Origin of the sequence: Streptomyces sp. NBC_00989, assembly GCF_045162655.1 — a bacterium.
Lineage (GTDB): Bacteria > Actinomycetota > Actinomycetes > Streptomycetales > Streptomycetaceae > Streptomyces.
Genome location: NZ_CP108728.1, coordinates 10,983,628 through 11,007,144, shown reverse-complemented (window position 1 = coordinate 11,007,144; position 23,517 = coordinate 10,983,628). Strand labels below are relative to the sequence as shown.

Here is a 23,517-nt window from a genome sequence, read left to right as displayed (position 1 = left end):
GATGACGGTGTGTACTGTGCTCCGGGCGCCCCGCCTGAGGGGCCCGGACTCAGCCCTGCCCGACTTCGCTTGGACTCGATTCGATGACCGAATTACCGGACCTGGTGGCCGGTGCTCTCGCCGCCGGCACGCTGTCCGCGCTGGCGCTCGGTGCCGGGCTGTTGCGGTCGCGGCGTCAACGCGCCCTGCAACACGAGGAGATCGCCGAGCTGCGGGCCCGACTGGACGGTGTCCAGGCGGCGTTGGCGGCCGAGGTCGAGCATCTGGCACTCCAGCGGATTCCGGCCGCCGCGCGGCACCTGACACATCCGCGGGTCGCCGTGCCGGGGCCCGGGCAGCCGCAGTTCATCGGCTCGCCCCTCGGGATCGCCCTCGAGAGCGTGCTGAAGGCGGTGCGTTCGGAACTCGCCGCGCAGCGCACCCGCATCGACGCCGCCGCGCAGGCCGGGATGCGCGGGGCCACCCGGGAGATCCAGGCCGCGCTGTACCGCCTGCAGGACGCCCTGCGCTCGCTCCAACAACGGTACGACGACCCGGAGTTGGCACAGACCCTGTTCATGCTGGACCACGAGAACGAGCAGTCGCTGCGCCGTGCGCAGGTCGCTGCCGTCGTGTGCGGCGCGTGGGTGGGGCTCGCGCGTGAGGAGTCGCACCTCGTCGAGGCCGTCACCGGCGGGCAGGCCCGGCTCGCCGGGTACCACCGCGTGCGGGTGCACAACCACCTCGAGGCCGGCACCGCGCTCGTCTCGCACGCCGTCGAACCGGTCGCGATCATCGTCGCCGAACTCCTCGACAACGCGCTGCGGCACTCCGCCCCCGACACCGACGTCGTGGTCAACCTGGAGCACGTCCATCACGGCGCCTGCGTCACCGTCGACGACGCCGGGCTCGGCATGACCCAGGACGAACGCGACCACGCCCGGCGGATGGTGGCCGGTTCCGACCCGATCCTGCTCACCGACCTGGGTGATCCGCCGCGTATGGGGTTCGCCGCGATCGGTCGCCTGACCCGGCAGTTCGACCTGAGCGTCGACGTGTCCTCGCCCTCGCCGTACGGCGGCGTCCGCGCGGTCCTGCGGATCGACAGCCATCTCCTCAGCCGGATCGACCCCGAGCAGCAGCCGCCCGCGGCCGGCGCCCCGCGCTCGACCCGCCGGGCCCCCGCACCCACCCGCGCGCCCGCCACCGCACCGGCCCACTCCTACGGCTCCGAGCGCGACGAGCGGGCCGAGCGAGCCGCGCGGGGCGTCGCCGACGTGTCCGGGCATCAGGCCGTACCCGATGCCGGTGGCCTGCCGCGGCGACGTCGCCGCACCCCGGCCGCCGCCCCACCGGTCGCACCGGCCGTGCCGGAAGCACACCGGCCGGAGACGCACCAGGCCGAGCGTCGCCCGGAGCAGGCCGCCGCCGCACTCGGCGCCCTCCAGTCCGGCACCGCCGCCGCGCGGGCCGCGATCGACGACGCCGGGACCGCCGTAGGAGAGCGGGCCGCGGCGGGCGAGACAGTGACAGCGCATGACACACCACTGAACAACTACGAAGGGGGAGCGGCTAGATGATCAGCCGCGATGGGGGCGACACGGCATGGGCGCTCGATCCGATCCTGGAGGTGCCGCATGTGGTGGCGGCGGTGCTGTTGACCCGGGACGGGCTGGTGCGGGGGTACACCGACGCGCTGTCCCAGGCCTCGGGCGAGCGGGTGGCCGCGATCACCAGCACGGTGCAGGGGGCGTGCCGTACCGCCGCGGCGGCGTTCGCCGACCGGGACCGGGCCGAGATACGGCAGGTCGTCATCGAGTCCGACCACGGGTACGTCCTCATCGTCCCCACGGATCACGGGACTTGTGTGGCGGCCTACGGCGACACCGAGGTGCGGCTGGACCTGCTGGCGCACCGGGTGCACTCGCAGGTGGCGCGGCTGGGCGAGAAGGCGATGGCCGCCGCTCCGCGGGGAGTTGACGGCGGCGCGCCGGCATGACGGGCCGCCGCGGCGGCCGTCCTCTCGTTCCCGCGTATCTGGCGACCGGCGGTGTGGCCCGGCCCACCCGCCCGCACCTGGAACGGCTGACGGTCCTCAGCGGCAGCGGCGAGCCCGCCCCCGCCGGCCTGCCCGCGGCTCAACTCGCCCTGCTGGACGCCCTGTACGGCGGTTCGCTGACGGTGCTGGAGGCGGCGGCCCTGCTGGAGCTGCCCGTGTCCGCGGTGCGTGTCCTGGCCGCCGGTCTCGTCGATCTGAGCCTGGCGCTCGCCCGCGCCCCGATCCCGCCCGCCGAACGCTTCGACCCCGACCTGCTGAAGAGAGTCGCAGATGGCCTACGCGCCCTCAAGCACCACTAGCGGCAGCACCACCAGCGGCATCCATCTGCCGGACACCGCACGCGAGTTGGTCAAGATCCTGATCGCGGGGCCCTTCGGGGTGGGCAAGACGACCCTCATCGACTCCGTGTCGGAGATCCGGCCACTGCACACCGAGGAACGGCTCAGCGAGGCGTCCGTCCCCGTCGATGACCTCGACGGGGTGCGGGAGAAGTCGACGACGACCGTCGCGATCGACTTCGGGCGGATCAGCCTGCCGGGCGGGATCGTGCTGTATCTGTTCGGCACGCCCGGGCAGGAGCGGTTCCGGGCCCTGTGGGAGGACATCGCGTACGGCGCGCTCGGGGCGCTCGTCCTGGTCGACAGCCGTCGCATCGACGCCTCCTTCGACGTGCTCGGGCTGGTGGAGGAGAGCGGGCTGCCGTACGCCGTCGCCTTCAACACCTTCCCGGACGCGCCCCGCCACCACACCGGGCAACAGCTGCGCGCCGCCCTGGACTTGGAGCCGGGCACGCCGCTGGTGACCTGTGACGCCCGGGACGCGGACTCGTCCCTCGACGCGCTGCTCGCCCTGGTCCAGCATCTGATCGACCGCGACCCCCCGGAGCACCGGTGACCACCTCCTCGCCCACCCGACCCGTCCGCCTGTGGGAGGACGGCTTCGCGCTGGACCCTTACGGCTACTACGCCGCCCTGCGCGCCCAGGGCCCGGTCGGCTGGGCCGAACTCGCCCCGGGCGTACCGGCGTACGTCGTCACCGAGCGGCGGGCCGCGCTGGAGCTGCTGCGCGACACCGACACGTTCTCGCACGATCCCCGGCCGTGGGAGTCGACGGTCGCCGAGGACTCGCCGGTCCTGGGGATGATGCGCTGGCGGCCCAACTCCCTGTTCTCGGACGGCACCGCGCACGTCCGCTACCGTGCCTCGCTGATCGACACCTTCGACCGGATCGAGCCGCACGACCTGCGGGCCCGGGTGCACCGGGCGGTGCATGTGCTGGTGGGCCGCATCGGGCCGCGCGGAGAGGCCGATCTGGTGGGCGAGTTCGCCAGGCCGCTGATGGCGCTGGTGTTCAACAGCCTGTTCGGGCTGCCCGACAGCCAGAGCGAGCGGCTGGACCGGGCGCTGGGCAAGATGATGGAGGGCGGCGCCCAAGCGGCGGAGGGCGAGGCCGAGTTCGGCGGTTACGTCCTCGAACTCATCGCCGCCAAGGCGCAGGCGCGCGGCGACGACCTCCCGAGCTGGCTGCTCGACCATCCGGCCGGGCTCACCCCGGAGGAGGTCACCTGGCAGGTGTTCCTCACCCTGGGCGCGGGCCACGAGCCGACCGCGAACCTGGTGTCCAACGCCCTGTCCCGGATCCTCGGCACCTCGGTCTACTACTCCACGCTGACCAGTGGCGCCCGGCCGGTCATGGACGCCGTGGTGGAGGTCCTGCACCACGAGACCCCGCTCGCCAACTACGGGATCCACTACGCCCGTTCACCCGTCACGTTCCACGGGGCGTGGATCCGGCCCGCGATCCCGGTCGTCGTCTCGTACGGCGCGCTCGCGCACTTCGCCGAGCAGGAGGTCGTCACCGGCCGGCACCCGAAGGACGCCTCGCACCTGTCGTGGTCGGCGGGGCCGCACGCCTGCCCGGTCAAGCAGCACACGCTACTCATCGCGACGGAGGCGATCGAGCGGCTCACCCTGTGGCTGCCGGACCTCGAACCCGTCGTACCGCGCGCGGAGTTGACCTGGCGTCCCGGCCCCTTCCATCGCTCGCTCACCTCGCTGCCCGTCCGGTTCAGTCCGCGCTCCCCCGACCAGCCAGGAGACCCGTCGTGACCGTGTCCGACCGCATCGCCCTCGACCCGTTCGGCGCCGACATGGCCGCCGAGAGCGCCAAGCTGCGTGCCCTCGGCCCGATCGTGCCCGTCGAACTGCCCGGCGGCATCCCCGCCTGGGCCCCCACCGGTTACGACACCCTGAAGGAACTGATCCTCGACCCGCAGGTCAGCAGGGACCCCCGGCTGCACTGGAACCTGTGGCCCGAGATCGGCGAACACCCCTCCTGGGGCTGGGTGTTGGGCTGGGTCGGCGTGATCAACATGCTCTCCACCTACGGCACCGACCACGCCCGCCTGCGCAAACTCGTCGCGCCCAGCTTCACCCACCGGCGCACCGAGGCGATGCGGACCCGGGTCGAGGCGATCACGACCGAACTGCTCGACGCGGTGGCGGCCGACGACGCCGAGGTGGTCGACATCAGGGCGGCCCTCGCCCATCCCCTGCCGATGCGGATCATCTGCGAACTGTTCGGTGTGCCCGACGAGTTGGTGGACGACACCGGGCGGCTGATCGCGGCCATCATGGACACCTCGGACCCGTCCCCGGAGCACGCGGCGTTCGTGCAGCAACAGATCGGCACGGTGCTGCCCGCGCTGATCGCCCACCGCAGCGAGCACCCCGGCGACGACCTCACCACGGAGCTGATCCGGGTGCGGGACGAGGACGGCGACCGGCTCAGCGACGAGGAACTGCTGTACACGCTGCTGCTGGTGATCGGCGCGGGCTTCGAGACGACGGTCAACCTCATCGGCAACGCGATCGTCGCCCTGCTCAAGCGCCCCGAGCAGCTGGCGGACGTGCGCGCCGGGAAGATCGGCTGGGACGCTGTCGTCGACGAGACCCTGCGCGTGCATCCGTCCATCGCCTCGCTGCCGCTGCGGTTCGCGGTCGGTGATCTCACGGTCGGCGACGTCACCGTCCCGGCCGGCGACGCCATCATCACCACGTACGCCGCGGCCGGGCTCGATCCCGCGCACTACGGCCCGGACGCGGACGTCTTCGACGCGGCCCGCGGAGCCGACGACCACCTGTCGTTCGGCATCGGCGTGCACCGCTGCATCGGGGCACCGCTCGCCCGGGTGGAGGCGCTGACCGCACTGCCCGCGTTCTTCGACCGCTTCCCGGCCGCCCGGCTCGCCGTGGACGCGGACGAACTGCGCCAGGTGCCGTCGTTCATCGCCTTCGGCTGGCAGGAAGTGCCGGTACGGCTGGACGGCTGAGCCGTCCAACAGCGTGGAACCGCCCCGCCGCGGCCCCGGAGGTGGGCCGCGGGCGGAGCCGGTCCTGCCCGGGTTCGGGGGAGAGACCCGAGCGCTCTCGTCGGATTCCCCTGATTCGCCGGGGTACACACCCGCCGGACCGAGCACCCGCAGCGGGCCCGCGCGGCGACCGGCGCGGGCACGGCATAAGCTCGGCGGGTGGCCAAGTACTTCGACGTGCATCCGGACAATCCGCAGCCCCGCACCATCTCCCAGGTCGCGGACAGTGTTCGCTCGGGTGCGCTGATCGCGTACCCGACCGACTCCTGCTACGCGCTGGGCTGCCAGCTGGGCAACCGTGACGGCATGGAGCGGATCAAGACGATCCGGCAGCTGAACGACCGGCACCACTTCACGCTGGTGTGCCAGAACTTCGCCCAGCTGGGCCAGTTCGTGCACATCGACAACGACGTGTTCCGCGCCATCAAGGCCTCCACGCCCGGCAGTTACACGTTCATCCTGCCGGCGACGAAGGAGGTGCCGCGCCAGCTGCTGAACGCGAAGAAGAAGACCGTGGGCGTGCGCATCCCCGACCACGTCGTCACCCAGGCGCTGCTGGCCGAGCTGGGCGAGCCGCTGCTGTCCAGCACCCTTCTCCTGCCCGACGAGGAGGAGCCGATGACGCAGGGCTGGGAGATCAAGGACCGGCTCGACCACGTGGTGGACGCGGTGGTCGACTCCGGGGACTGCGGCACGGAACCGACGACCGTCATCGACTTCTCCAGCGGCGAGGCCGAGATCGTCCGCAAGGGCGCGGGCGACGTCTCCCGCTTCGAGTGACCCCGGCGGAGGGGCCGTGGGCGGGCGTGCCACGATGATCGGAACACGCCGCGCCGGGCCGGCAGGTGGCCCGGCGCCGATCCGCTGGGAGGCACCTCCGCCATGACCGCCGTACAGGGCACAGCCGTGGACATCCCCACCGAGGACGGCATCGCCGACGCCTACTGGGTGCATCCCGGTGACGAGCGTCCCCGTCCGGCCGTGCTGCTCTACCAGGACGCCTTCGGGCTGCGTCCGCACCTGAGGTCGATGGCCGACCGGCTGGCCGGTGCGGGCTACGCGGTTCTGGTGCCGAACGTGTTCTACCGGGAGGGGCGCGCGCCGGTCGTCGAGCTGCCCGAGTTCATCGACCACGACGGGCGTCCGGAGATCTTCGAGAAGGTCGGCCCGCTGATCATGGGGCTGGCCCGGCATCCCGAACTGATCGAGCGGGACGCCGGTGCCTATCTGCGCTGGCTGGCCGAGTCCCCGCTGGTCGCCGACGGGCCGATCGCGATCACCGGGTACTGCATGGGCGCCCGCCTCGCGCTGTACACCGCCGGCGCCTACCCGGACCGGGTGGCGGCCGCGGCCGGCTTCCACGGCGGACTGCTGGCCACCGACGACCCGGACAGCCCGCACCTGGCCGCCGAACACATCACCGCCGAGCTGTACTTCGGCCACGCCGACCAGGACCCCTCGCTGCCCGAGGACCAGATCGAGCGGTTCGAGGACGCGCTCACCGCGGCCGGTGTCCGGCACCGCTGCGAGGTCTACCCCGGTGCTCGGCACGGCTACACGCAGGCCGACACCTCGTCGTACGACGCGAAGGCCGACGAGCGTCACTGGGTCGCGCTGCTCGACCTGCTGGACCGCACGTTCTGACCGACAGACCGCTTTCACTCATTCAACGCGGGTGCCCACGGCGCGAGTTGCCGTGGGCACCTTTCGTTCAACTCATTGACATGCCCGCGCCTCGGCGCGACTCTGAGAGCGCTCTCACATAGGTACGGACCAATTATTCGTACACCCCCCACACGGAGGTGAGCAGTGCTCGTCAGACTCCTGCGCCGACTGGGCGCCGCGACCGCGGTGGCCACCATGCTCGCGCTGGCCACACCGCTGACGGCTGATGCCGCGGTACCCGCCACGATCCCGCTGAAGATCACCAACAACTCGGGCCGCGGCGACGCGGTCTACGTCTACAACCTGGGCACCAACCTGACCACGGGCCAACAGGGCTGGGCCGACGCGGCCGGTACGTTCCACGCCTGGCCCGCCGGTGGCAACCCGCCGACCCCGGCGCCGGACGCGTCGATCGCGGGCCCGGCGGCCGGGCAGTCCAGCACCATCCGGATCCCCAAGTTCTCGGGCCGCATCTACTTCTCGTACGGCCAGAAGCTGGTGTTCAAGCTGACCACCGGCGGTCTGGTGCAGCCGGCGGTGCAGAACCCGACCGACCCGAACCGCAACATCCTCTTCAACTGGTCCGAGTACACGCTGAACGACTCCGGGCTGTGGATCAACAGCACCCAGGTGGACATGTTCTCCGCACCGTACGCGGTCGGGGTGCAGCGGTCCGACGGGAGCACGGCCTCCACCGGACATCTCAAGTCGGGTGGTTACACCGGGTTCTTCAACGCGCTGCGCGGGCAGCCGGGCGGCTGGGCCAACCTGATCCAGACCCGGTCCGACGGCACGGTTCTGCGAGCGCTCTCACCGACGTACGGGATCGAGACGGGCGCCCTGCCGAGCACCGTGATGGACGACTACATCAACCGTGTCTGGTCGAAGTACGCGTCGTCGACGCTGACCGTGACACCGTTCGCGAACCAGCCGAACACGAAGTACTTCGGCCGGGTTTCGGGCAACGTCATGAACTTCACCAACAGCTCCGGGGCGGTCGTGACGACCTTCCAGAAGCCGGACGCGGCCAGCATCTTCGGCTGCTACAAGTACCTCGACGCCCCCAACGACCTGGTACGCGGCCCGATTTCGCGCACGCTGTGCGCGGGCTTCAACCGCTCCACGCTCCTGGTCAACCCCAACCAGCCGGACACCACCACGGCGAACTTCTACGTGGACACGGTGACCAACCAGTACGCGCGCAAGATCCACGCGCAGATGGCCGACGGCAAGGCGTACGCGTTCGCGTTCGACGACGTCGGCGCCCAGGAGTCCCTGGTGAACGACGGCAACCCGCAGCAGGCCTATCTGACGCTGGACCCGCTGAGCTGAGGAAACCGGACACCCCGCACGCCTGGGGGCGCGTGCGGGGTGCCGGATGGAGCGGGGAAAGCGGATCAGCTGGTCGTGACGGCCGTGTCGTCGATGACGAAGCTGGTCTGGAGCGAGGAGTCCTCGACACCGCTGAACTTCAGGGCGACCGTGGTCCCCGCGAAGGCCGACAGGCTGAAGGACTTCGCGACGTACCCGCTGGCCGCGTTGAGGTTGGAGTAGGTGGCCAGGGTGGTGGATCCGGCGGTGACCGTCAGCTTGTCGTACGCGGTGCTGGTGGTGGTCTCAGCCGTGTCGATGTGGATGTAGAAGGTGAACGTCGTCCCCGTGCAGCCGCTCGGGATCGTCACCGACTGGGACAGCGTGTCGGTGTGGGTGGAGCCGTAGCCGTCGAGCCAGGCCTTGTACGAACCGGTGCGCGCCGCCTGGCTGCTGGAGCTGGTGATGACGCCGCTGGTCGCGGTCCAGGTGGTGGCGCCCGACTCGAAGCCCGCGTTGCCCAGGAGCTGGGTCGAGGTGCAGCTGCCGCCGCCGGTGGCGCTCACCGTCCAGGTGAAGGACGCCGTGCCGGTCGCGCCGGTGGAGTCGGTCACCGTGACGGTGGAGCTGTAGGTGCCCGCGGTCGTCGGGGTGCCGGTGATGGCGCCCGTGGAGCTGCTGATCGACAGGCCGGTCGGCAGTCCGGTCGCGGCGTACGTCAGAGTGCCGCTGTTGGTGCTGCTGGCCGTGATCGCCAGGCTCACCGCCGTACCGACGGTCGAGGACTGGCTGCCCGGGTTGGTGACCGTGACGCCGGTGGTCGGCACGGTGATGTGGCTGCCGACGTTGATACCGGCGAAGGCGTTGCCGACTCCCGCGTACTGGGCGGAACTCGTGCCGTACAGCGCGCCGGCGGCGTTCAGTGCGGCGGTGCGGGCCTGGGCGTACGTGGTGCTGGACGTCATGTACGTCGTCAGCGCCTTGTACCAGATCTGCAGGGCCGCGGCCCGGCCGATACCGGCGACGGCGACGCCGTCGGAGGTCGGGCTGTTGTAGGTGACACCGTTGATGGTCTTGGTGCCGCTGCCCTCGGAGAGCAGGTAGAACATGTGGTTCGCCGGGCCCGAGGAGTAGTGCACGTCGAGGTTGCCGACGCCGGAGTACCAACTGTCGGCGGAGCCGCCGTCCTTGTCGGGCTCGTCCATGTAACGCAGCGGCGTGCCGTCGCCGTTGATGTCGATCTTCTCGCCGATGAGGTAGTCACCGACGTCGCTGGAGTTGGCCGCGTAGAACTCCACGCCCGTGCCGAAGATGTCGGAGGTCGCCTCGTTCAACCCGCCCGACTCACCGGTGTAGTTGAGCCCGGCGGTGTTGGAGGTGACACCGTGGCTCATCTCGTGCCCTGCCACGTCCAGCGAGGTGAGCGCGTGGGTGCTGCTCGTGCCGTCGCCGTAGGTCATGCAGAAGCAGTCGTCGTCCCAGAAGGCGTTGACGTACGCCGTGCTGTAGTGGACGCGCGAGTAGGCGGCGACGCCGTCGTTCTTGATGCCGCTGCGGCCGAACGTGTTCTTGTAGAAGTCCCACGTCACCTGGGCGCCGTAGTGCGCGTCGACGCCCGCGGTCTGGGTGTTGGAGCCGGAGCCGGTGCCCCAGGTGTCGTCGGCGTCGGTCATCAGGGTGCCGGTGCCCGACGTGCCGTTGCTCAGGCTGTACGTCTTGTGGGTACCGCGCGTGGTGTCGTTCAGCTGGTACGTCGAACCGGACAGCGTGGTCCCGATGGTGACCGTGCCGCTGTACTGGCTGTTGCCGGTACCGGTCTTGATGCCCTGGTAGCGGTACAGCTCCGCGCCGCTGGAGGCATCGGTGATGACGTGCAGCTGGCTCGGCGTGCCGTCGTCCTGGAAGCCGCCGACCACGGTCTCCCAGGCGAGCTTCGGGGTACCGCTGCCGGCCCAGATGACCTTGCGGGCGCTGTCGGTGGAGGGGCTCTTGGCGTCGAGGGCCTTGGCCGTGGTGAGGGCCTTGGTCTCGGCCGCGGCCTTGGTGTACGACGCGGTGGTGGAGGCGACCGCCATGGTGCGCTTGTTGTTGAACGTGGCGCTCACGGTGCCCGTGGCCACGGTGGCGGGCGGGGTGTGCACGACGAGGTCGCCGCCGAGGACCGGGAGGCCCGCGTAGGTGCGCTCGTAGCGGGTGTGGAGCGTGCCGTCGTTGTCCTTGACGACGTCCCGGACGACCAGCTTCTCCTTGGCGCCGAGGCCGAGGGTGCGGGCGGTCGCCGTGGTGTTCTGCGTGGCGCTCTTCACCAGGGCGGTGCGCTGGGCCGGGGTGAGCTTCGCCTCCAGGCTGCCGGTGAGCAGCGGACTCGGGTGGGGGGAGGCGGGCTTCGCGGTCGCCGGCACCGACTGGATGCCGACGGCCAGGAAGGCGGCGGTGGAGACCAGGGCTCCTACCGCCATCCGCTTGCGGGGGATGCGTCTCACTCTTACTCCTACTGCGACGACCGCGAGCGCGGCCGGTGACAGACCGGGCAGCCGGGTCTGCTGTCCGGGAAGAGCTGAGCTGTGCGGGACCGGCGGAACTTTGACCAATCCGTGGAGGAATCGTGGGGGTGGCTGCGTGGAGGATGACAGCGTTGACCCGTCCATGTCACGCAGGTCAGGGGCACTCAAGGGTTTTCCCTCTGTCAGGGATTTCGCTACAAGTTCCGAAATTATTCGTGACGGCTGAGCCACGCCGGCGAAACAGACCCTTCCTAATGTCGCAGTCAGCCACAGAGGTCCCATCAGCCGCATTACGGCCGCCGGACCGATAACGCTGCTTTCCCCGAAAATCCCTTCACTGTCCTCAGCGCCCCATGAGACAGGAGCCCCCGAGTGTCCGATCCCTCCCGCCGCGGCGTCCTCAGACTGTCCGCCGGCACCGCTCTGCTCGGCACCCTCGCCCTCGCGGGCTGTGGGCGCGGCGACACCGCCACCGCCTCCGCGAAGGCCTCCGCGAAGTCGGTCGACGACAAGCCGGCGACCGGCACGGTCAACGTCTGGGCCGCCCAGGGCGACGCCGACGTCCTCGACAAGGTGATCAAGCCCTTCAAGGCCGCGAACCCGGACGTCACCGTGAAGTTCACGCTGATACCGAACTCCGAGTACTACACGAAGCTCCAGGCGGCGATCGCGGCCGGCAAGGGCCCCGATGTGGCCCAGTTCTTCCCCGAGTCGCAGGCGCAGTTCCTCGACCCGTCGATCCTCCAGCCCGTACCGGACGGACTCGTCGACTCCGGCGCCTTCTTCACGAGCCTGTGGGACGCGGGTCTGGTCAAGGACGTGGCGTACACGGTGCCCTGGTACGCGTACACGTACGCACTCGTCTATCGCGCCGACCTCGCCGAGAAGGCGGGCGTCAAGGCACCGACCACCTGGGCCGAAATGGTGCCGTTCTTCAAGGCGTTGAAGGGTGCCGGAGCCGTGCACGGGCTCGGGGCGGACAACGGCTGGGACATCTTCAACGGCCAGGACGTCGCGATGTACGCCTGGCAGGCGGGCGGCAACCTGCTCTCCTCCAGCGGCGGTTGGACCCTCGACACACCCGCGATGGTCGACGCCCTCAAGTACAACGCGTCGTTCTTCACCTCGGGTTCGGCCGACACCGCGACGCCCACCTTCCTCGACGCGCAGCCGTACTTCGTGTCCGGGAAGACGGCCACGATGATCACCGGGCCCTGGGTGCTCGGGCAACTGGACACCGCCGCGAAGAAGTCCGGCTGGACGGCGGCCCATGTCGCCACGGCCCCGCTGCCGGCCGGCGCCTCGGGCAGCGTCTCCTTCTCCGCCGGGGGGACTTGGGGCGTCCTCGCGGACGGCGGGAACACGGACGCGTCGTGGAAGTTCGTCCGCTACGCCGCGAAGCCGAGCACGCAGGTCGCGCAGTACTCGGCGTACGGCTCGCTGCCCGCCGTGATCTCGGCCTGGGACGCTCCGGCGGTCAAGAAGCAGCCGCTCCTCGACGCCTTCCTCACCCAGCTGAAGAACACCAAGGCCTTTCCTCAGGTGGGTACTTGGCAGCAGGTCGCCACCCGGCTGGGCAAGGAGATGGAGACCGTCGCGAAGGGCACACAGACCGCCGAGCAGGCCGCGGCGAGCGTCCAGGCGTATGCCACGAGTCTCGGCACGGGCACGGAGTGAGCCGCGGATGACCACCACGCTCGTCCCGGGAACGCGGCGCCGGGCACGCAACTCCCGCCGTACGGCGGTCGCCTGGCTGTTCCTCGCGCCGTTCGCCGTCGTGTTCCTGCTCTACACCGCGATCCCCACGGTGGCCGCGCTCGGCTTCAGCCTGACCGACCTGCGCGGCTCGGACCTGCGCCATCCCCTCGCGGTCGACTTCACCGGCCTGGACAACTACCTGCGCCTGTTCCAGGACCCGACCTTCCTGCGGGACATCCTGAACACCGCCGTCTTCGTCGCCGTCGGTGTGCCGCTGACCATGGCGATCGGCTTCGCGCTGGCCGTGGCGCTGAACTCGGGGATCCGGCGGATGCGCGGGGTGTTCCGTACGGTCTTCTTCGCGCCGGTCGTCACCAACGTCGTCGCGGTCGCGCTCATCTGGCAGTACGCCTTCAACGCGGGCGGCACCGTCAACAAGGCGCTGGCCGCGGTGGGTTTCGCAGGACCGAACTGGCTGGACGATCCGCACCTCGCGATGCCCGTGGTGATCCTGCTCGGCGTGTGGCGCAACTTCGGCACCGCGATGGTCCTGTTCCTCGCCGGGCTCCAAGCCGTGCCGGAGGACGTGTACGAGGCCGCCGCGCTCGACGGGGCGGGCCGCTGGCGGCAGTTGAGGCACATCACCCTGCCGCTCCTCCTGCCCACCACCCTCATGGTGTCGGTGCTGCTGACCGTGTTCTACCTCCAGGTCTTCGACGAGCCCTATCTCCTCACCGACGGCGGCCCGTTGGGGTCGACCGAGTCCGTGTCGCTGTACACCTACCACCAGTTCGGATCCGGCCAGCTGGGCATGTCCTCGGCCGCGTCCTTCGTGATGCTGTTGCTCGTGCTGCTGGTGAGTGTCGTCCAGTTCCGACTGCTGAGGCCCCGCACATGACCGCCGTAGCCGCGTCGTTGACCGACGCCGACGCCGACCTGATCGCCGTCGAGGACCGAACCGCCGTACCCACACGGTCCGTTGCCCGCCCGCTGCTGTACGGCGCGCTGGCGCTGTGCGCGCTGCTCACCCTGCTGCCCTTCTTCTGGGTGGTCAGCGGTTCGCTGCGCGGTCTCGACGAGATCCGGTCCGACCCGGGCGCGTGGCTGCCGCAGCACGTCACCCTCGACAACTTCGTTCGGCTGTTCCGGACCGAGGGCTTCGGACGCTTCCTCACCAACAGCGTCCTGGTCGCCCTCATGGTGGTGATCGGCAACATCGTGGCGGCCTCGGCGGCCGGATACGCCCTCGCCAAGCTGGAGTTCGCGGGCAAGCGGCTCGCGTTCGGCGCGGTGATGGCGGCGATGATGGTGCCGTTCACGACGGTGTTCGTCACCCAGTTCGTGATCACCGTCGACATGGGCCTCGCCGACACCCTCACCGGTATCGCACTGCCCGGGGTGGCGCTCCCGCTGTCGGTGTTCATCATGCGGCAGTACGCGCAGTCGGTGCCCGACGAGTTGCTGGAGGCGGCGCGCATCGACGGCGCGGGCGAGTTCCGGATCTTCTTCCGGATCTTCCTGCCGCTGGCCGGTCCGGCGGTCGCGACGATCACGATCATGTCGTTCCTGAACTCCTGGAACAACTTCATCTGGCCGCTCATCGTCGCCCAGAGCACGGCGAGTTACACCCTCCCGGTCGGACTCGCCGCCACCAGCCAGGCGGCCCAGCACGTCACCGACTACGGTCTGGTCCTCGCCGGCGCGATCGTCGTGATGCTGCCGGTCCTCGTACTCTTCCTGTTCCTGCAGCGGTACTTCGTGCAGGGCATCGCCGGATCGGGAATGCGGTGACGCCCATGACGGACACCGTCCACGCTCCCGCAACCGGGGTGTCCGATCCCGTCGTACTGGGCAAGTCCGAGGAGGCGGAGGGGTGTTGATGTCGGGGATGAACCAGAGCGCCGTGCGGCGCGTCAACACCTCGGTCGTCCTGCGCGCGCTCGCGGTGTCCGCGGGGCCCACGACACTGACCGCGCTCGCCGAGGGGGCCGGGCTGTCCCGCCGTACCATCGAGCTGATCCTGGACTCGCTCGTCGAGGCGGGCTGGGTGGCCGAGTTGGAGCGGATTCCGACCAGCGGCAGTGCTGGACGGCCGGCCCGGCGGTACGAACTGCGCGCGGAACACGCCCTGTTGGCGGCCGTCTACGTCAACACCGCCGACGCCTCCGCGGTGATCGCCGACGTACGCGGCCGGATCGTCGGCCGGGCGCACCGCCCGCTGCGCGCCTACCAGGACCCTCAGCTCACCCTCGACGACGCGGCGGCCCTGGTGCGGGAGGCGCTCGACGACGCGGGCGGATCACCGGACCGGCTGCGCGCGGGCGCGGTGGCGGCCGGTGGCGCGATCGACGACGAGGGGGTCGTACGACGCCTGGTGCACACCACCCGCTGGGAGGGCGTGCATCTGCCCAAGGAGCTCGAACAGCGCATCAGGGTCCCGTGGTTCGCGGACAACGACTCCAACCTCGGTGCGCTGGCCGAGCGTTGGCGGGGTGTGGCCGGTGATCACGACAACGTCGTGTGGGCGATCCTCGGCAACCGGACCGGTCTCGGCATCCTGATCCGAGGTGCCGTGCACCGGGGTCTGGACGGCGCGGCGGGCGAGATCGTCGAGGCGCGGTCGATCCCGACCGGCACGATCGCCGACCGCCCGGTGGCCTGGCTGAGTTCACCGGAGGCGGCCCAGCGCAAGGTGGCGTGGGAACGCTTCGACGCCGCCCGGGCGGGAGACACGGAAGCGCTCGCCGAGGTCGACGAGTTCGTCGAGAACATCACCTCCATCCTCACCACCCTGTCGTGGACGGTCGCCCCTTCGCTCATCGTGCTCGGCGGCGGACTGGAGGACGCCGCCGATGTGCTGCTCCCCCGGGTCCGCGAGGCGATGCGCGTCGCCCGTACCCCGGCGATCGAGCTGCGCGCCACCGGGCTGGGCCGCGACGCCGCGCTGATCGGCGCCGTGAAACTGGCGCTCGACCGCATGGACACCGAGCTGTTCGGACCGCTCGTCCCCAGCTCCTAACTCCCCCCACAGCAACCGACTTTGGAGTCTCCCTGTGACCGACACCCCGCACACCGACGTCCTCATCGTGGGCAGCGGCATCATGGGTTCCGTCGTGGCCCGGCTGCTGCGGGAGAGCGATCCGGGGCTGGGCATCACGATGGTCGACGGCGGCAGCGCGATCGGCGAGGCGCCCGGGCTGCATCTGCACGACGTCGCCGACCCGGCCCTCTGGTCGCGGTACAACGAGCGGGTCGACTCCGGTATCCAGGGCATGTACACCGGCGCCGAGGTGGTGCGCGAGGTCGCGGACAGCCTGGCCGGTCTGGCGCCCGGCATGTTCCACGCGCTGGCCTTCGGCGAGGACGCCGAGGCGATGCCCGCGACCGCGTTCGCGTGGAACGCGGGCGGCATGGGCGTCCACTGGACCGCCGCGACGCCATGGCCGGCCGGCCCCGAGGTCTTCGACTACGGCGACCCGGCCCGCTGGGCGGCCGACCTGGACACCGCGCGCCGCCTGCTCGCCGTCTCCCCCTCCCCCATCGGCCCGACCGACGTCGGCCGCACCGTCCTCGACGTCCTGCACCGCCGCTACGACGACACCGCACCCGTCGGCCGGCGCCCCCAGCCGATGCCCATGGCCGTCACGCCGACAGCCTCGGGCCCCATGCCGCGCACGGCGCCGGGGACGATCTTCCCGGCGATCGCGGCGGGCGGCGACCCCGCGTTCACGCTGCTGACGGGGACCCTTGCGACCCGGTTGCTCGTCGCGGACGGCCGTGCCACCGGCGCCCGACTGCGCCGCGTCGCCGACGGCACGGAGTCCGAACTCCACGCGGACACGGTGGTCGTGTGCGCCGACGCGCTGCGATCCCCGCAACTCCTGTTCGCCTCGGGCATCCGCCCCGAGGCGCTGGGCCGCCACCTCAACGAGCACGCGTTCATCACCGCCCAAGTCCTGCTGGATCTGGACCGGTTCGGGATCGCCCTGGACGATCTGCCGCTCCCGCGCCCCGGCGAGTTCAGCACGGACTCGCTGTGGGTGCCGCAGAACGGGCCGGCGCAGCCGTTCCACGGCCAGATCATGAACCGGACGTACGTGGACGAGCACGGTCGCCCCCTCGCACACGCCGTGGGCCTGGCGCTGCTCGTCCCCGTCGAGTCACGGCCCGAACACCGGCTCGTCTTCTCGGAGTCGGAGACCGACCTCGCCGGACTGCCGCGTATCGGCGTCGAGTTCGCCTACACGGACACCGACCGGGCGCTGATCGACCGCGGGATCGCCGAAGTCCGTTCACTGGCCGAGGAGTTCGGTCCCTTCGACCCCGCCACCGAACTCGCCCTGCTCCCGCCCGGCTCGTCCCTGCACCTGACCGGCACCGTCCGGTCGGGCACCGCCGACGACGGGACCAGCGTGTGCGACCCGGACGGCCGGGTGTGGGGCTTCGACAACCTGTACGTCGCCGGCACCGGCGTGATCCCCACACCGATGGCCGCCAACGTGACACTGACCGGCGCGGTCACGGCCGTACGGGCCGCACGAGCCGTCACCACCCGCACCGCGCCGCTCGCCGCGCACTGAGAGGAAGCCCGAACGTGAAGGAAGCCCGATCGTGATCGACATCGTGAAGGAATACCGCGTGGCGCTGCCGGCGTGGATCGACGACGAGCTGGCCGACGTGCCCGCCGTCGTCCCCGGCCGCGAGGACCGGATGCGCCTCGTGCACCGGCTCGCGGACCGCAACTGGCGGGAGGGGAACGGCGGTCCGTTCGCGGCCCTCGTCGCCGAGCGCGAGACCGGCCGGATCGTCTCGGTGGGCGTGAACGTCGTCCTCGCCTCGGGAGTCTCCAGCGCACACGCGGAGGTCGTGGCGCTCGGTCTGGCCCAAGTGGCCACCGGCGGCTGGGACTTGGGCGCCACCGGCCTCCCGCTCCACGAGCTCGTCGTCAACTGGCGCCCCTGCGTCCAGTGTTACGGCGCCACCCTGTGGTCCGGGGTGCGCGGTCTGGTGGTCGCGGGCGAGGGCCCGGAGCTGGAGGAGATCACCACGTTCGACGAGGGCCCGCTCGGCGCGGACTGGGCCGGGCAGTTCGAGGCACGGGGCATCGACGTCGTAGGAGATGTGCTCCGGGACGAGGCGCTGGCCGTGTTCCGGAACTACCGCAAGGCCGTGGACGCGGCGGACGGCGTCGTCGTCTACAACGCACGGGGAGGCACAGCGTGACCCCGCGTTTCGCGACCGATGTCGTCACCTTCTACCACCCGGACTTCTGGGGTCTCCCCTCCGCGGACGCGGTGCGCGCGTGGGCGCTGGCGCACCCCGAGCTCTTCTGGGCGCGGGTGATGGACGCGCTGGACGAGGCCGGCGTCACGGGCATCGAACTCACCTTCGCGCCGGGCGACATCGAGTCGGCGCTGCGGGCTTTCGGCAGCGCGCAGGGCTTCCGCCGCGAGCTGGTGTCCCGCGGGCTGGCCGTCGTGAGCGCGTTCGTCGCCGGGGAGGACAGCCCCGACTGGCGGGACGCCGGCAACCTGCCCGCGATCGTCGCCGACGCCGAGCGACGCGCGGCCTTCCTCGTCGACGTGGGGGCCGAACTTCTCGTCGCGGGGCTCCCGATGCGCACGACGTTCGGGACCCGGCCGCCCCTCTTCGTCGACGCCCCGTACATGACCCGCATGGCCGACATCGCCCACGCGGTGGGCGAGGCCGTCTCGCGGCAGGGCGTGCGGCTCGCCTTCCACACCGAGTCCAACAGCACCCTCTGGTACGAGCGCGACATCGACCTGTTCATGTCCTTCACCGATCCGCGCTACGTCTGGCTGTGCCCCGACTCCTGCCACATCGCGCTCGGCGGTGGTGATCCGGTGGCCGTGGCACGCCGTCACGCGCGACGCGTCGCCCTGGCGCACTGGAAGGACGCGGTCAGGCCCATCGACGTGGAACTCACCATCGACGAGACGGTCTTCGCCCAACAGCAGCCCTACATGGCCGAGTTGGGCTCGGGCATCGTCGACTGGAAGGGCTGGGCGGACGCGATGTCCCGTACGCCCGGCGCCGGCACGGTGCTCATCGAACTGGACGAGGCCGCCGATCCGGTCGCCGCGCTGCTGGCGGGAAGGGCGGTGGCGTCGTCGGTGCTGCCCTGACCGGCGGCTCAACTGCCTTGGCAGAACGGCCACTTGATACGATCCGATCATGCCGCGCCTGGTGGACGTTCCTGGGTACGTACGCTTCTGGACCGCCTCCGCGATCTCGTCGTTCGGCTCACAGATCACGGGGCTGGCACTTCAGATCCTCACCGCCGTCACGTTGGGCGCGTCCGCCACGGAGGTGGGTCTGGTCAGCGCGGCCCGCTGGGCGCCCTATCTGCTCTTCGGGCTCCTGGCCGGGGTGCTCGTGGACCGCTGCCGGCGCAAGCCGGTCATGGTGGCCATGGATCTCGGCAGGGCCGCCCTCCTCGGCGCGATCCCGCTGCTGTACGCGCTGGACCGGCTCGGCATCGCCGCACTCTGCGCGTGTGTCTTCGCCTTCGGGCTGCTGTGTCTCTTCTTCGACGCGGCCAACCACTCCTACGTCCCGCAGCTGGTCCCCAAGGAACTCCTCAACGCGGGCTATGCCCGGGTGGGACAGGCCGACGCGGCGGCCGGGTCGACCGGGCCGCTGATCGCCGGAGTGCTGATCAAGGTGGTCGGCGCGCCGCTCGCCGTGCTCGTGGACGCCGTCAGCTATCTGGTGTCCGGCCTGCTGCTCACCACGGTGCGGGCCGACGACCCCGTGCCCGACCGCGGCGCGCGGCGCGGTCTCCTCGGCGAACTGCGTGAGGGCGTGGCCTGGGTCTACCGGCATCGGATCCTGGCGTCCATCGCGCTGACCTCGCACCTGATGCTCCTCTTCAACACCGTCGTCAGCACGGTCTTCGTCGTCTTCGCGCTGCGTGAGCTGAGGATCGGGGACTTCGGCCTGGGCGTGACGTACGCCTGCGCGGGCCTCGGTGGAGTGCTCGGCGGCGCGTTCTCCGCACGCGCGGCACGGCGGTTCGACATCGGCGCCGTGCTGGTCGCCGGCCGTCTCGTCGCCGCCGTCGGCTGGCTGCCGCTGGTCCTCGCCCAGCGTGGACCGTGGGCCCTGGTCTCGGTGTCGCTGGCCTTCTTCGTCGTATCCTGCGCCATCTCGCTCGGGAGTCCCGTGGAGATGAGCTACCGCCAGGCGGTCACGCCCGACCGGCTCCGGGGACGGATGAACGCCACGATCCGCTCGTTCAACTGGGGGATGGTGGCGATCGGCGCACCCCTGGGCGGACTCCTCGCCGACCACGTCAGCTACCGGTTCGCCCTGTGGGTGGGCCTGTCCGGAGCGGTCTTCCAGGCACTCCTGCTCGCCGTGTCCCGCACCCGCAAGGCCCGCGACACCGACGGATTCGAGCCACTCGTACGTGCCTGAGCGCAGGGATCGCCGGGCTTCCCGAGGGCCGGGAGAGCAGGGCCGCGCACTACGACGGTGACGTCAGAGGTGTGGCTGACGGTCCCCCACGACGGACAGGAGCTGGAGCTTCTCGTGGCTCTCGGTGCCGGGTGTGGCGGTGTAGACGAGGAGGGCCTGCGCCTGGTCGGCGTCGAAGAGGACCTGGCACCGGAGGTCGAGGATGCCGAGGTCGGGGTGGCTGATGCGTTTGCGGTCGTCGGGTCTGCGGACCGAGATCTCGTGGTCGCTCCACAGTCCGGCGAACTCCTCGCTCTGAGCCAGGAGCGCCTCGACGATCTCACCCACCCGGGAGTCGGCGCCGTGGCGGGAGTAGACGGCGCGCATCTCGGAGGTGAAGACACGGCTGTTCAGCGCGTGGTCGGCCTCGGGGTAGATCCGTCGGGCCAGCGGGTCGGTGAACCAGCGGTAGCCCAGACTGCGGCTGAAGCCGGTGAACCCGGTCTCGTTGCCGATCAGCGCGACCGCGAGGCGGGTCTGGATCAGGGTCTCGCCGAGGCCGTTGACGACCTGGGCGGGCGTGTCCGCGAGGCGGTCCAGGATGCGCATGATGCCCGGGTTGACATGGTCGGTGCCGAGACCGCGGCTGGGTGTGTTGTGGCCGGCCATCCGGAACAGGTGATCGCGTTCGTCCAGGGACAGATGCAGGCCACGGGCGATGGCGGCGAGCATCGCCTCGGACGGCATCGGCCCGCGCTGCTGCTCGATGCGTGCGTAGTAGTCGGTGGAGATGCCGCAGAGCAGGGCGATCTCCTCGCGCCGCAGGCCCCGGGTGCGGCGGCGCGGTCCGCGGGGCAGACCGACGTCCTCGGGTTGCAGTGCCTCGCGCCGGGTCCGCAGGAAGTCGGACAGTTGTGCTCGGTCCATGACGTGATTCTTTCTCAGACGGGGAAGCGGACGCCGGTCAGTTCCTCGGACAGCTCCCAGATCCGCCGGGCGTCGGCCTCGCTGCGGACGTTCTTGTAGACGGCCTGTTCGGCGGGGGCGCCGCTCAGGTGCAGGAAGCCCGAGGGGCCGTAGAACGCGCCGCCCCGCGCGGCCGGGTCGGTCGCCGCGTACAGCGCCGGAAGCGGTCCCGCGTCGAGGGGCTGGACGAGGAGACCGGCGCCCGCGAGACGCCGGATGATCTTCACCGACGCGGTGTCCTGGGACCGGCCCATGTGCGGCTGCGCCGCGAGCAGGTTGGTGGGGGTGACACCGGGGTGGGCGACGTTGCTGGTGATCCCCCAGCCGAGCCGTGCGCTACGGCGGTCGAGTTCCAGGGCGAAGAGCATCTGCGCGATCTTGGAGTGGCTGTAGGCGCGGGAGGGCTTGTACGTGGCGCGCCACTGGGGGTCGGCCCAGTTGATGCCGCCCATGTTCGCGGAGACGCTCGACTGGGCGGTGACCCGGCCGCCCGCCGCGCGCAGCAGGGGCAACAGCCGTGCCGTGAGCGCGAAGTGGCCGAGATGGTTCGTGCCGAACTGAAGCTCGAAGCCGTCCTTGGTCTCCGCACGCGCGGGCGGCTCCATGATGCCCGCGTTGTTCACCAGGAGGTGGACGGGCCGTCCTTCGTCGATCAGGGTCGCGGCTAGGGCCTCGACGGAGTCCAGTGCGGACAGGTCGAGCGGGCGGGTCGAGACCTGTGCGCCCGGGTGGGCCGCCTTGATACGGCCGACGGCGTCGCCGCCCTTGGCCTGGTTGCGCACGGGCAGGATCACCTCGGCTCCGGCGGCGGCGAGACGGCCGGCGAGACCGAACCCGATGCCGTCGCTTCCGCCGGTGACCACGGCGAGCTTTCCGGTCAGATCGGGCACGGCCGGTTCGGGGATGTTCATGATGGTTCGGCTCCTCGGTCGGGGCTGGCTGATGGCCGGATGTGCAGACGAAGGGCGGCGAATCCGCCACCACCCACGATTCCGGCGCCGCCCGCGCGGAGGAAGGCACAACGCATCCAGGGACAACCGATCCCTGCCTGGGCCCCGCCCGGCACCGACATGCGGGGCGCGGTAAGCCGGGGGATGCTGGGAGGGCCAACGCACGTCCGAAGGAGGACAGCCATGTCGATCATGGACAAGGTCAAGGGAATGCTGGGCCAGCACTCGGACAAGGCCAAGGAAGGCGTGGACCGGGCGGGAGACATGATCGACGAGCGCACGGGCGGCAAGCACGCCAAGCAGGTCGACATGGCGCAGGACAAGGCCAAGGACTTCATCGACCGCGAGAAGCCGCAACAGCCCTGACTGCTTCTGTCCCCGTATCGCCCGCGATGCGACCGAAGTGCACCCCGGAAAGCACAGAGTTAATCGACAGCTGACGTGAAAGGGTTGCGCGCCCTGGGCCTGATCCATACATACTCCCCCCACAAGAAGCCACAACTCTGGGGGGAGCTGGCTCATGCAAGGCACGATCGACGGGTTCCGCTACGGTGCGGTGACCCCGGTGGCGGCCTATCTGATGGCCTGCCTGGGAGGGGCTCTGGGACTGCGCTGCGTGGTGCGGTCCCTGCACAACAGACAGTCGTGGAAAGCGGGTTGGCTCGCGCTCGGCGCGACGTCGATCGGCAGCGGCATCTGGACGATGCACTTCATCGCGATGATCGGCTTCCAGGTCGAGGAGACCCGGATCGGCTACGACGCCGGCCTCACGGTGCTGAGTCTGGCCGTGGCGATCGTCGTGGTCGGCGTCGGCGTGTTCGCCGTGGGCTACCGCGGCGCGACCGCCGGCACACTCTCCGCGGCCGGCGTCATCACCGGACTGGGAGTCGCCGCCATGCACTATCTGGGCATGGCGGCCCTGAAGTTGAACGGCGACATCGAGTACCGGACGAGCACGGTCGCGCTCTCCGTGGTGATCGCGATCGTCGCCGCGACGGCGGCCCTGTGGGCGGCAGTCTCCATCCGGGGCTTCCTGGCGAGTCTGGGCGCCAGCCTGGTGATGGGCGTGGCGGTGTCCGGGATGCACTACACGGGCATGGCCGCCGTGAGTGTCCACCTGCACGGCACCAGCGGAGCGTGGACGGGCGACTCGGCCAACTCCATACTGCTGCCCATGCTGTTGGGACCGGCCGTCTTCCTGCTGCTGGCCGGGGTCGTCGTGATGTTCGACCCGCTGCTGGTGATGGGCGAGGGCGACTGGGACCGCTCCTTCGCACGCCACCCGGTCGGCCCGGACACCGGCGGCAAGCGGCCCACCCCGCGCCCCGACTCGCTCTTCGACACACACGAGCGCTCCGCCGCCGGCCAACCCGGCCGCTACGAGAGCCCAGCCGCCCCACCGGGCAGCCGCCGGAGCCGGAGCCGGAACACCCGCAGAGACCCCGCCACCCCGGCCCCGGGCCGACAGGCCCCGCATGGCGGCCCCACCATCCCGTCGCCGCCGAGTCCCCGCGACGCCTACAGCGCCCCGGCCGCTCCCGCACGCGGCCGCCCCGATCCGTACGGCACCCCGCGGCGCCCCGGGGAGTGGTGACC

21 protein-coding genes and 1 pseudogene are annotated in these 23,517 nt (G+C 70.8%); 19 read left to right on the top strand and 3 right to left on the bottom strand.

Annotated elements, in window-relative coordinates; translation table 11 throughout:
- Positions 1–83: 83 nt before the first annotated feature.
- The 9 genes from OG714_RS49650 to OG714_RS49610 all read left to right on the top strand — a co-directional run bounded on the left by OG714_RS49650 (position 84) and on the right by OG714_RS49610 (position 8,405).
- Positions 84–1,559 carry a sensor histidine kinase gene (locus OG714_RS49650; RefSeq protein ID WP_406131083.1) on the top strand — a complete coding sequence of 492 codons (1,476 nt, stop codon included), beginning with the start codon at positions 84–86 and terminating at the stop codon, positions 1,557–1,559.
- Positions 1,556–1,978 (top strand): roadblock/LC7 domain-containing protein, encoded by a 423-nt coding sequence (locus OG714_RS49645; RefSeq protein WP_406131082.1) that lies wholly within the window; start codon positions 1,556–1,558, stop codon positions 1,976–1,978. Before OG714_RS49650 ends, OG714_RS49645 begins: the two co-directional genes overlap by 4 nt.
- Positions 1,975–2,337 carry a DUF742 domain-containing protein gene (locus OG714_RS49640; RefSeq protein ID WP_406131081.1) on the top strand — a complete coding sequence of 121 codons (363 nt, stop codon included), beginning with the start codon at positions 1,975–1,977 and terminating at the stop codon, positions 2,335–2,337. The genes OG714_RS49645 and OG714_RS49640 overlap by 4 nt, the downstream gene beginning before the upstream one ends.
- On the top strand, positions 2,309–2,932 hold the full coding sequence (locus OG714_RS49635) for a GTP-binding protein (protein ID WP_406131080.1): 624 nt from the start codon (positions 2,309–2,311) through the stop codon (positions 2,930–2,932). Before OG714_RS49640 ends, OG714_RS49635 begins: the two co-directional genes overlap by 29 nt.
- Complete coding sequence (locus tag OG714_RS49630; protein WP_406131079.1) at positions 2,929–4,146, top strand: cytochrome P450; 1,218 nt, start codon at positions 2,929–2,931, stop codon at positions 4,144–4,146. Before OG714_RS49635 ends, OG714_RS49630 begins: the two co-directional genes overlap by 4 nt.
- On the top strand, positions 4,143–5,369 hold the full coding sequence (locus OG714_RS49625) for a cytochrome P450 (RefSeq protein WP_406131078.1): 1,227 nt from the start codon (positions 4,143–4,145) through the stop codon (positions 5,367–5,369). The genes OG714_RS49630 and OG714_RS49625 overlap by 4 nt, the downstream gene beginning before the upstream one ends.
- Positions 5,370–5,567: 198 nt before the next feature.
- The gene (locus OG714_RS49620; protein WP_406131077.1) at positions 5,568–6,188 is read left to right on the top strand and encodes an L-threonylcarbamoyladenylate synthase; all 621 of its coding nucleotides are present in this window, start codon (positions 5,568–5,570) and stop codon (positions 6,186–6,188) included.
- A 102-nt stretch (positions 6,189–6,290) separates the two neighbouring features.
- On the top strand, positions 6,291–7,052 hold the full coding sequence (locus OG714_RS49615) for a dienelactone hydrolase family protein (protein WP_406131076.1): 762 nt from the start codon (positions 6,291–6,293) through the stop codon (positions 7,050–7,052).
- Between the two features lie 165 nt (positions 7,053–7,217).
- Positions 7,218–8,405: a glycoside hydrolase family 64 protein gene (locus OG714_RS49610; RefSeq protein ID WP_406131075.1), complete on the top strand. Its 1,188-nt coding sequence runs from the start codon at positions 7,218–7,220 to the stop codon at positions 8,403–8,405.
- Between the two features lie 65 nt (positions 8,406–8,470).
- Here OG714_RS49610 and OG714_RS49605 read toward each other — a convergent pair whose 3' ends face one another.
- A complete protein-coding gene (locus OG714_RS49605; RefSeq protein ID WP_406132207.1) occupies positions 8,471–10,843 on the bottom strand; it encodes a M4 family metallopeptidase in 2,373 nt (790 codons plus the stop codon).
- A gap of 417 nt (positions 10,844–11,260) precedes the next feature.
- Here OG714_RS49605 and OG714_RS49600 point away from each other — a divergent pair, with 417 nt between their 5' ends.
- The 8 genes from OG714_RS49600 to OG714_RS49565 all read left to right on the top strand — a co-directional run bounded on the left by OG714_RS49600 (position 11,261) and on the right by OG714_RS49565 (position 20,026).
- Entirely contained in the window at positions 11,261–12,565 is a 1,305-nt protein-coding gene (locus OG714_RS49600) for an extracellular solute-binding protein (RefSeq protein WP_406131074.1), read from the top strand.
- Positions 12,566–12,572: 7 nt separating this feature from the next.
- Positions 12,573–13,484 (top strand): carbohydrate ABC transporter permease, encoded by a 912-nt coding sequence (locus tag OG714_RS49595; RefSeq protein WP_406131073.1) that lies wholly within the window; start codon positions 12,573–12,575, stop codon positions 13,482–13,484.
- Complete coding sequence (locus tag OG714_RS49590) at positions 13,481–14,377, top strand: carbohydrate ABC transporter permease (RefSeq protein ID WP_406131072.1); 897 nt, start codon at positions 13,481–13,483, stop codon at positions 14,375–14,377. Before OG714_RS49595 ends, OG714_RS49590 begins: the two co-directional genes overlap by 4 nt.
- A gap of 97 nt (positions 14,378–14,474) precedes the next feature.
- Positions 14,475–15,605: an ROK family protein gene (locus OG714_RS49585; protein ID WP_406132206.1), complete on the top strand. Its 1,131-nt coding sequence runs from the start codon at positions 14,475–14,477 to the stop codon at positions 15,603–15,605.
- A gap of 34 nt (positions 15,606–15,639) precedes the next feature.
- On the top strand, positions 15,640–17,166 hold the full coding sequence (locus tag OG714_RS49580) for a GMC oxidoreductase (RefSeq protein WP_406131071.1): 1,527 nt from the start codon (positions 15,640–15,642) through the stop codon (positions 17,164–17,166).
- Positions 17,167–17,197: 31 nt separating this feature from the next.
- Complete coding sequence (locus tag OG714_RS49575) at positions 17,198–17,809, top strand: nucleoside deaminase (RefSeq protein WP_406131070.1); 612 nt, start codon at positions 17,198–17,200, stop codon at positions 17,807–17,809.
- Positions 17,806–18,732: a sugar phosphate isomerase/epimerase family protein gene (locus tag OG714_RS49570; RefSeq protein WP_406131069.1), complete on the top strand. Its 927-nt coding sequence runs from the start codon at positions 17,806–17,808 to the stop codon at positions 18,730–18,732. Before OG714_RS49575 ends, OG714_RS49570 begins: the two co-directional genes overlap by 4 nt.
- 49 nt (positions 18,733–18,781) lie before the next feature.
- Positions 18,782–20,026 carry an MFS transporter gene (locus OG714_RS49565; RefSeq protein ID WP_406131068.1) on the top strand — a complete coding sequence of 415 codons (1,245 nt, stop codon included), beginning with the start codon at positions 18,782–18,784 and terminating at the stop codon, positions 20,024–20,026.
- Positions 20,027–20,089: 63 nt separating this feature from the next.
- Here the strand turns inward: OG714_RS49565 and OG714_RS49560 are convergent, their stop codons facing one another.
- On the bottom strand, positions 20,090–20,932 hold the full coding sequence (locus tag OG714_RS49560; protein ID WP_406131067.1) for a helix-turn-helix transcriptional regulator: 843 nt from the start codon (positions 20,930–20,932) through the stop codon (positions 20,090–20,092).
- 14 nt (positions 20,933–20,946) lie between these two features.
- Positions 20,947–21,882: an SDR family oxidoreductase gene (locus tag OG714_RS49555; protein WP_406131066.1), complete on the bottom strand. Its 936-nt coding sequence runs from the start codon at positions 21,880–21,882 to the stop codon at positions 20,947–20,949.
- Positions 21,883–22,104: 222 nt separating this feature from the next.
- Here OG714_RS49555 and OG714_RS49550 point away from each other — a divergent pair, with 222 nt between their 5' ends.
- Positions 22,105–22,287: an antitoxin gene (locus tag OG714_RS49550; RefSeq protein WP_363097619.1), complete on the top strand. Its 183-nt coding sequence runs from the start codon at positions 22,105–22,107 to the stop codon at positions 22,285–22,287.
- A gap of 154 nt (positions 22,288–22,441) precedes the next feature.
- Positions 22,442–23,335: pseudogene (locus OG714_RS49545) on the top strand (MHYT domain-containing protein); the annotation flags it as partial.
- Positions 23,336–23,517: the final 182 nt, after the last annotated feature.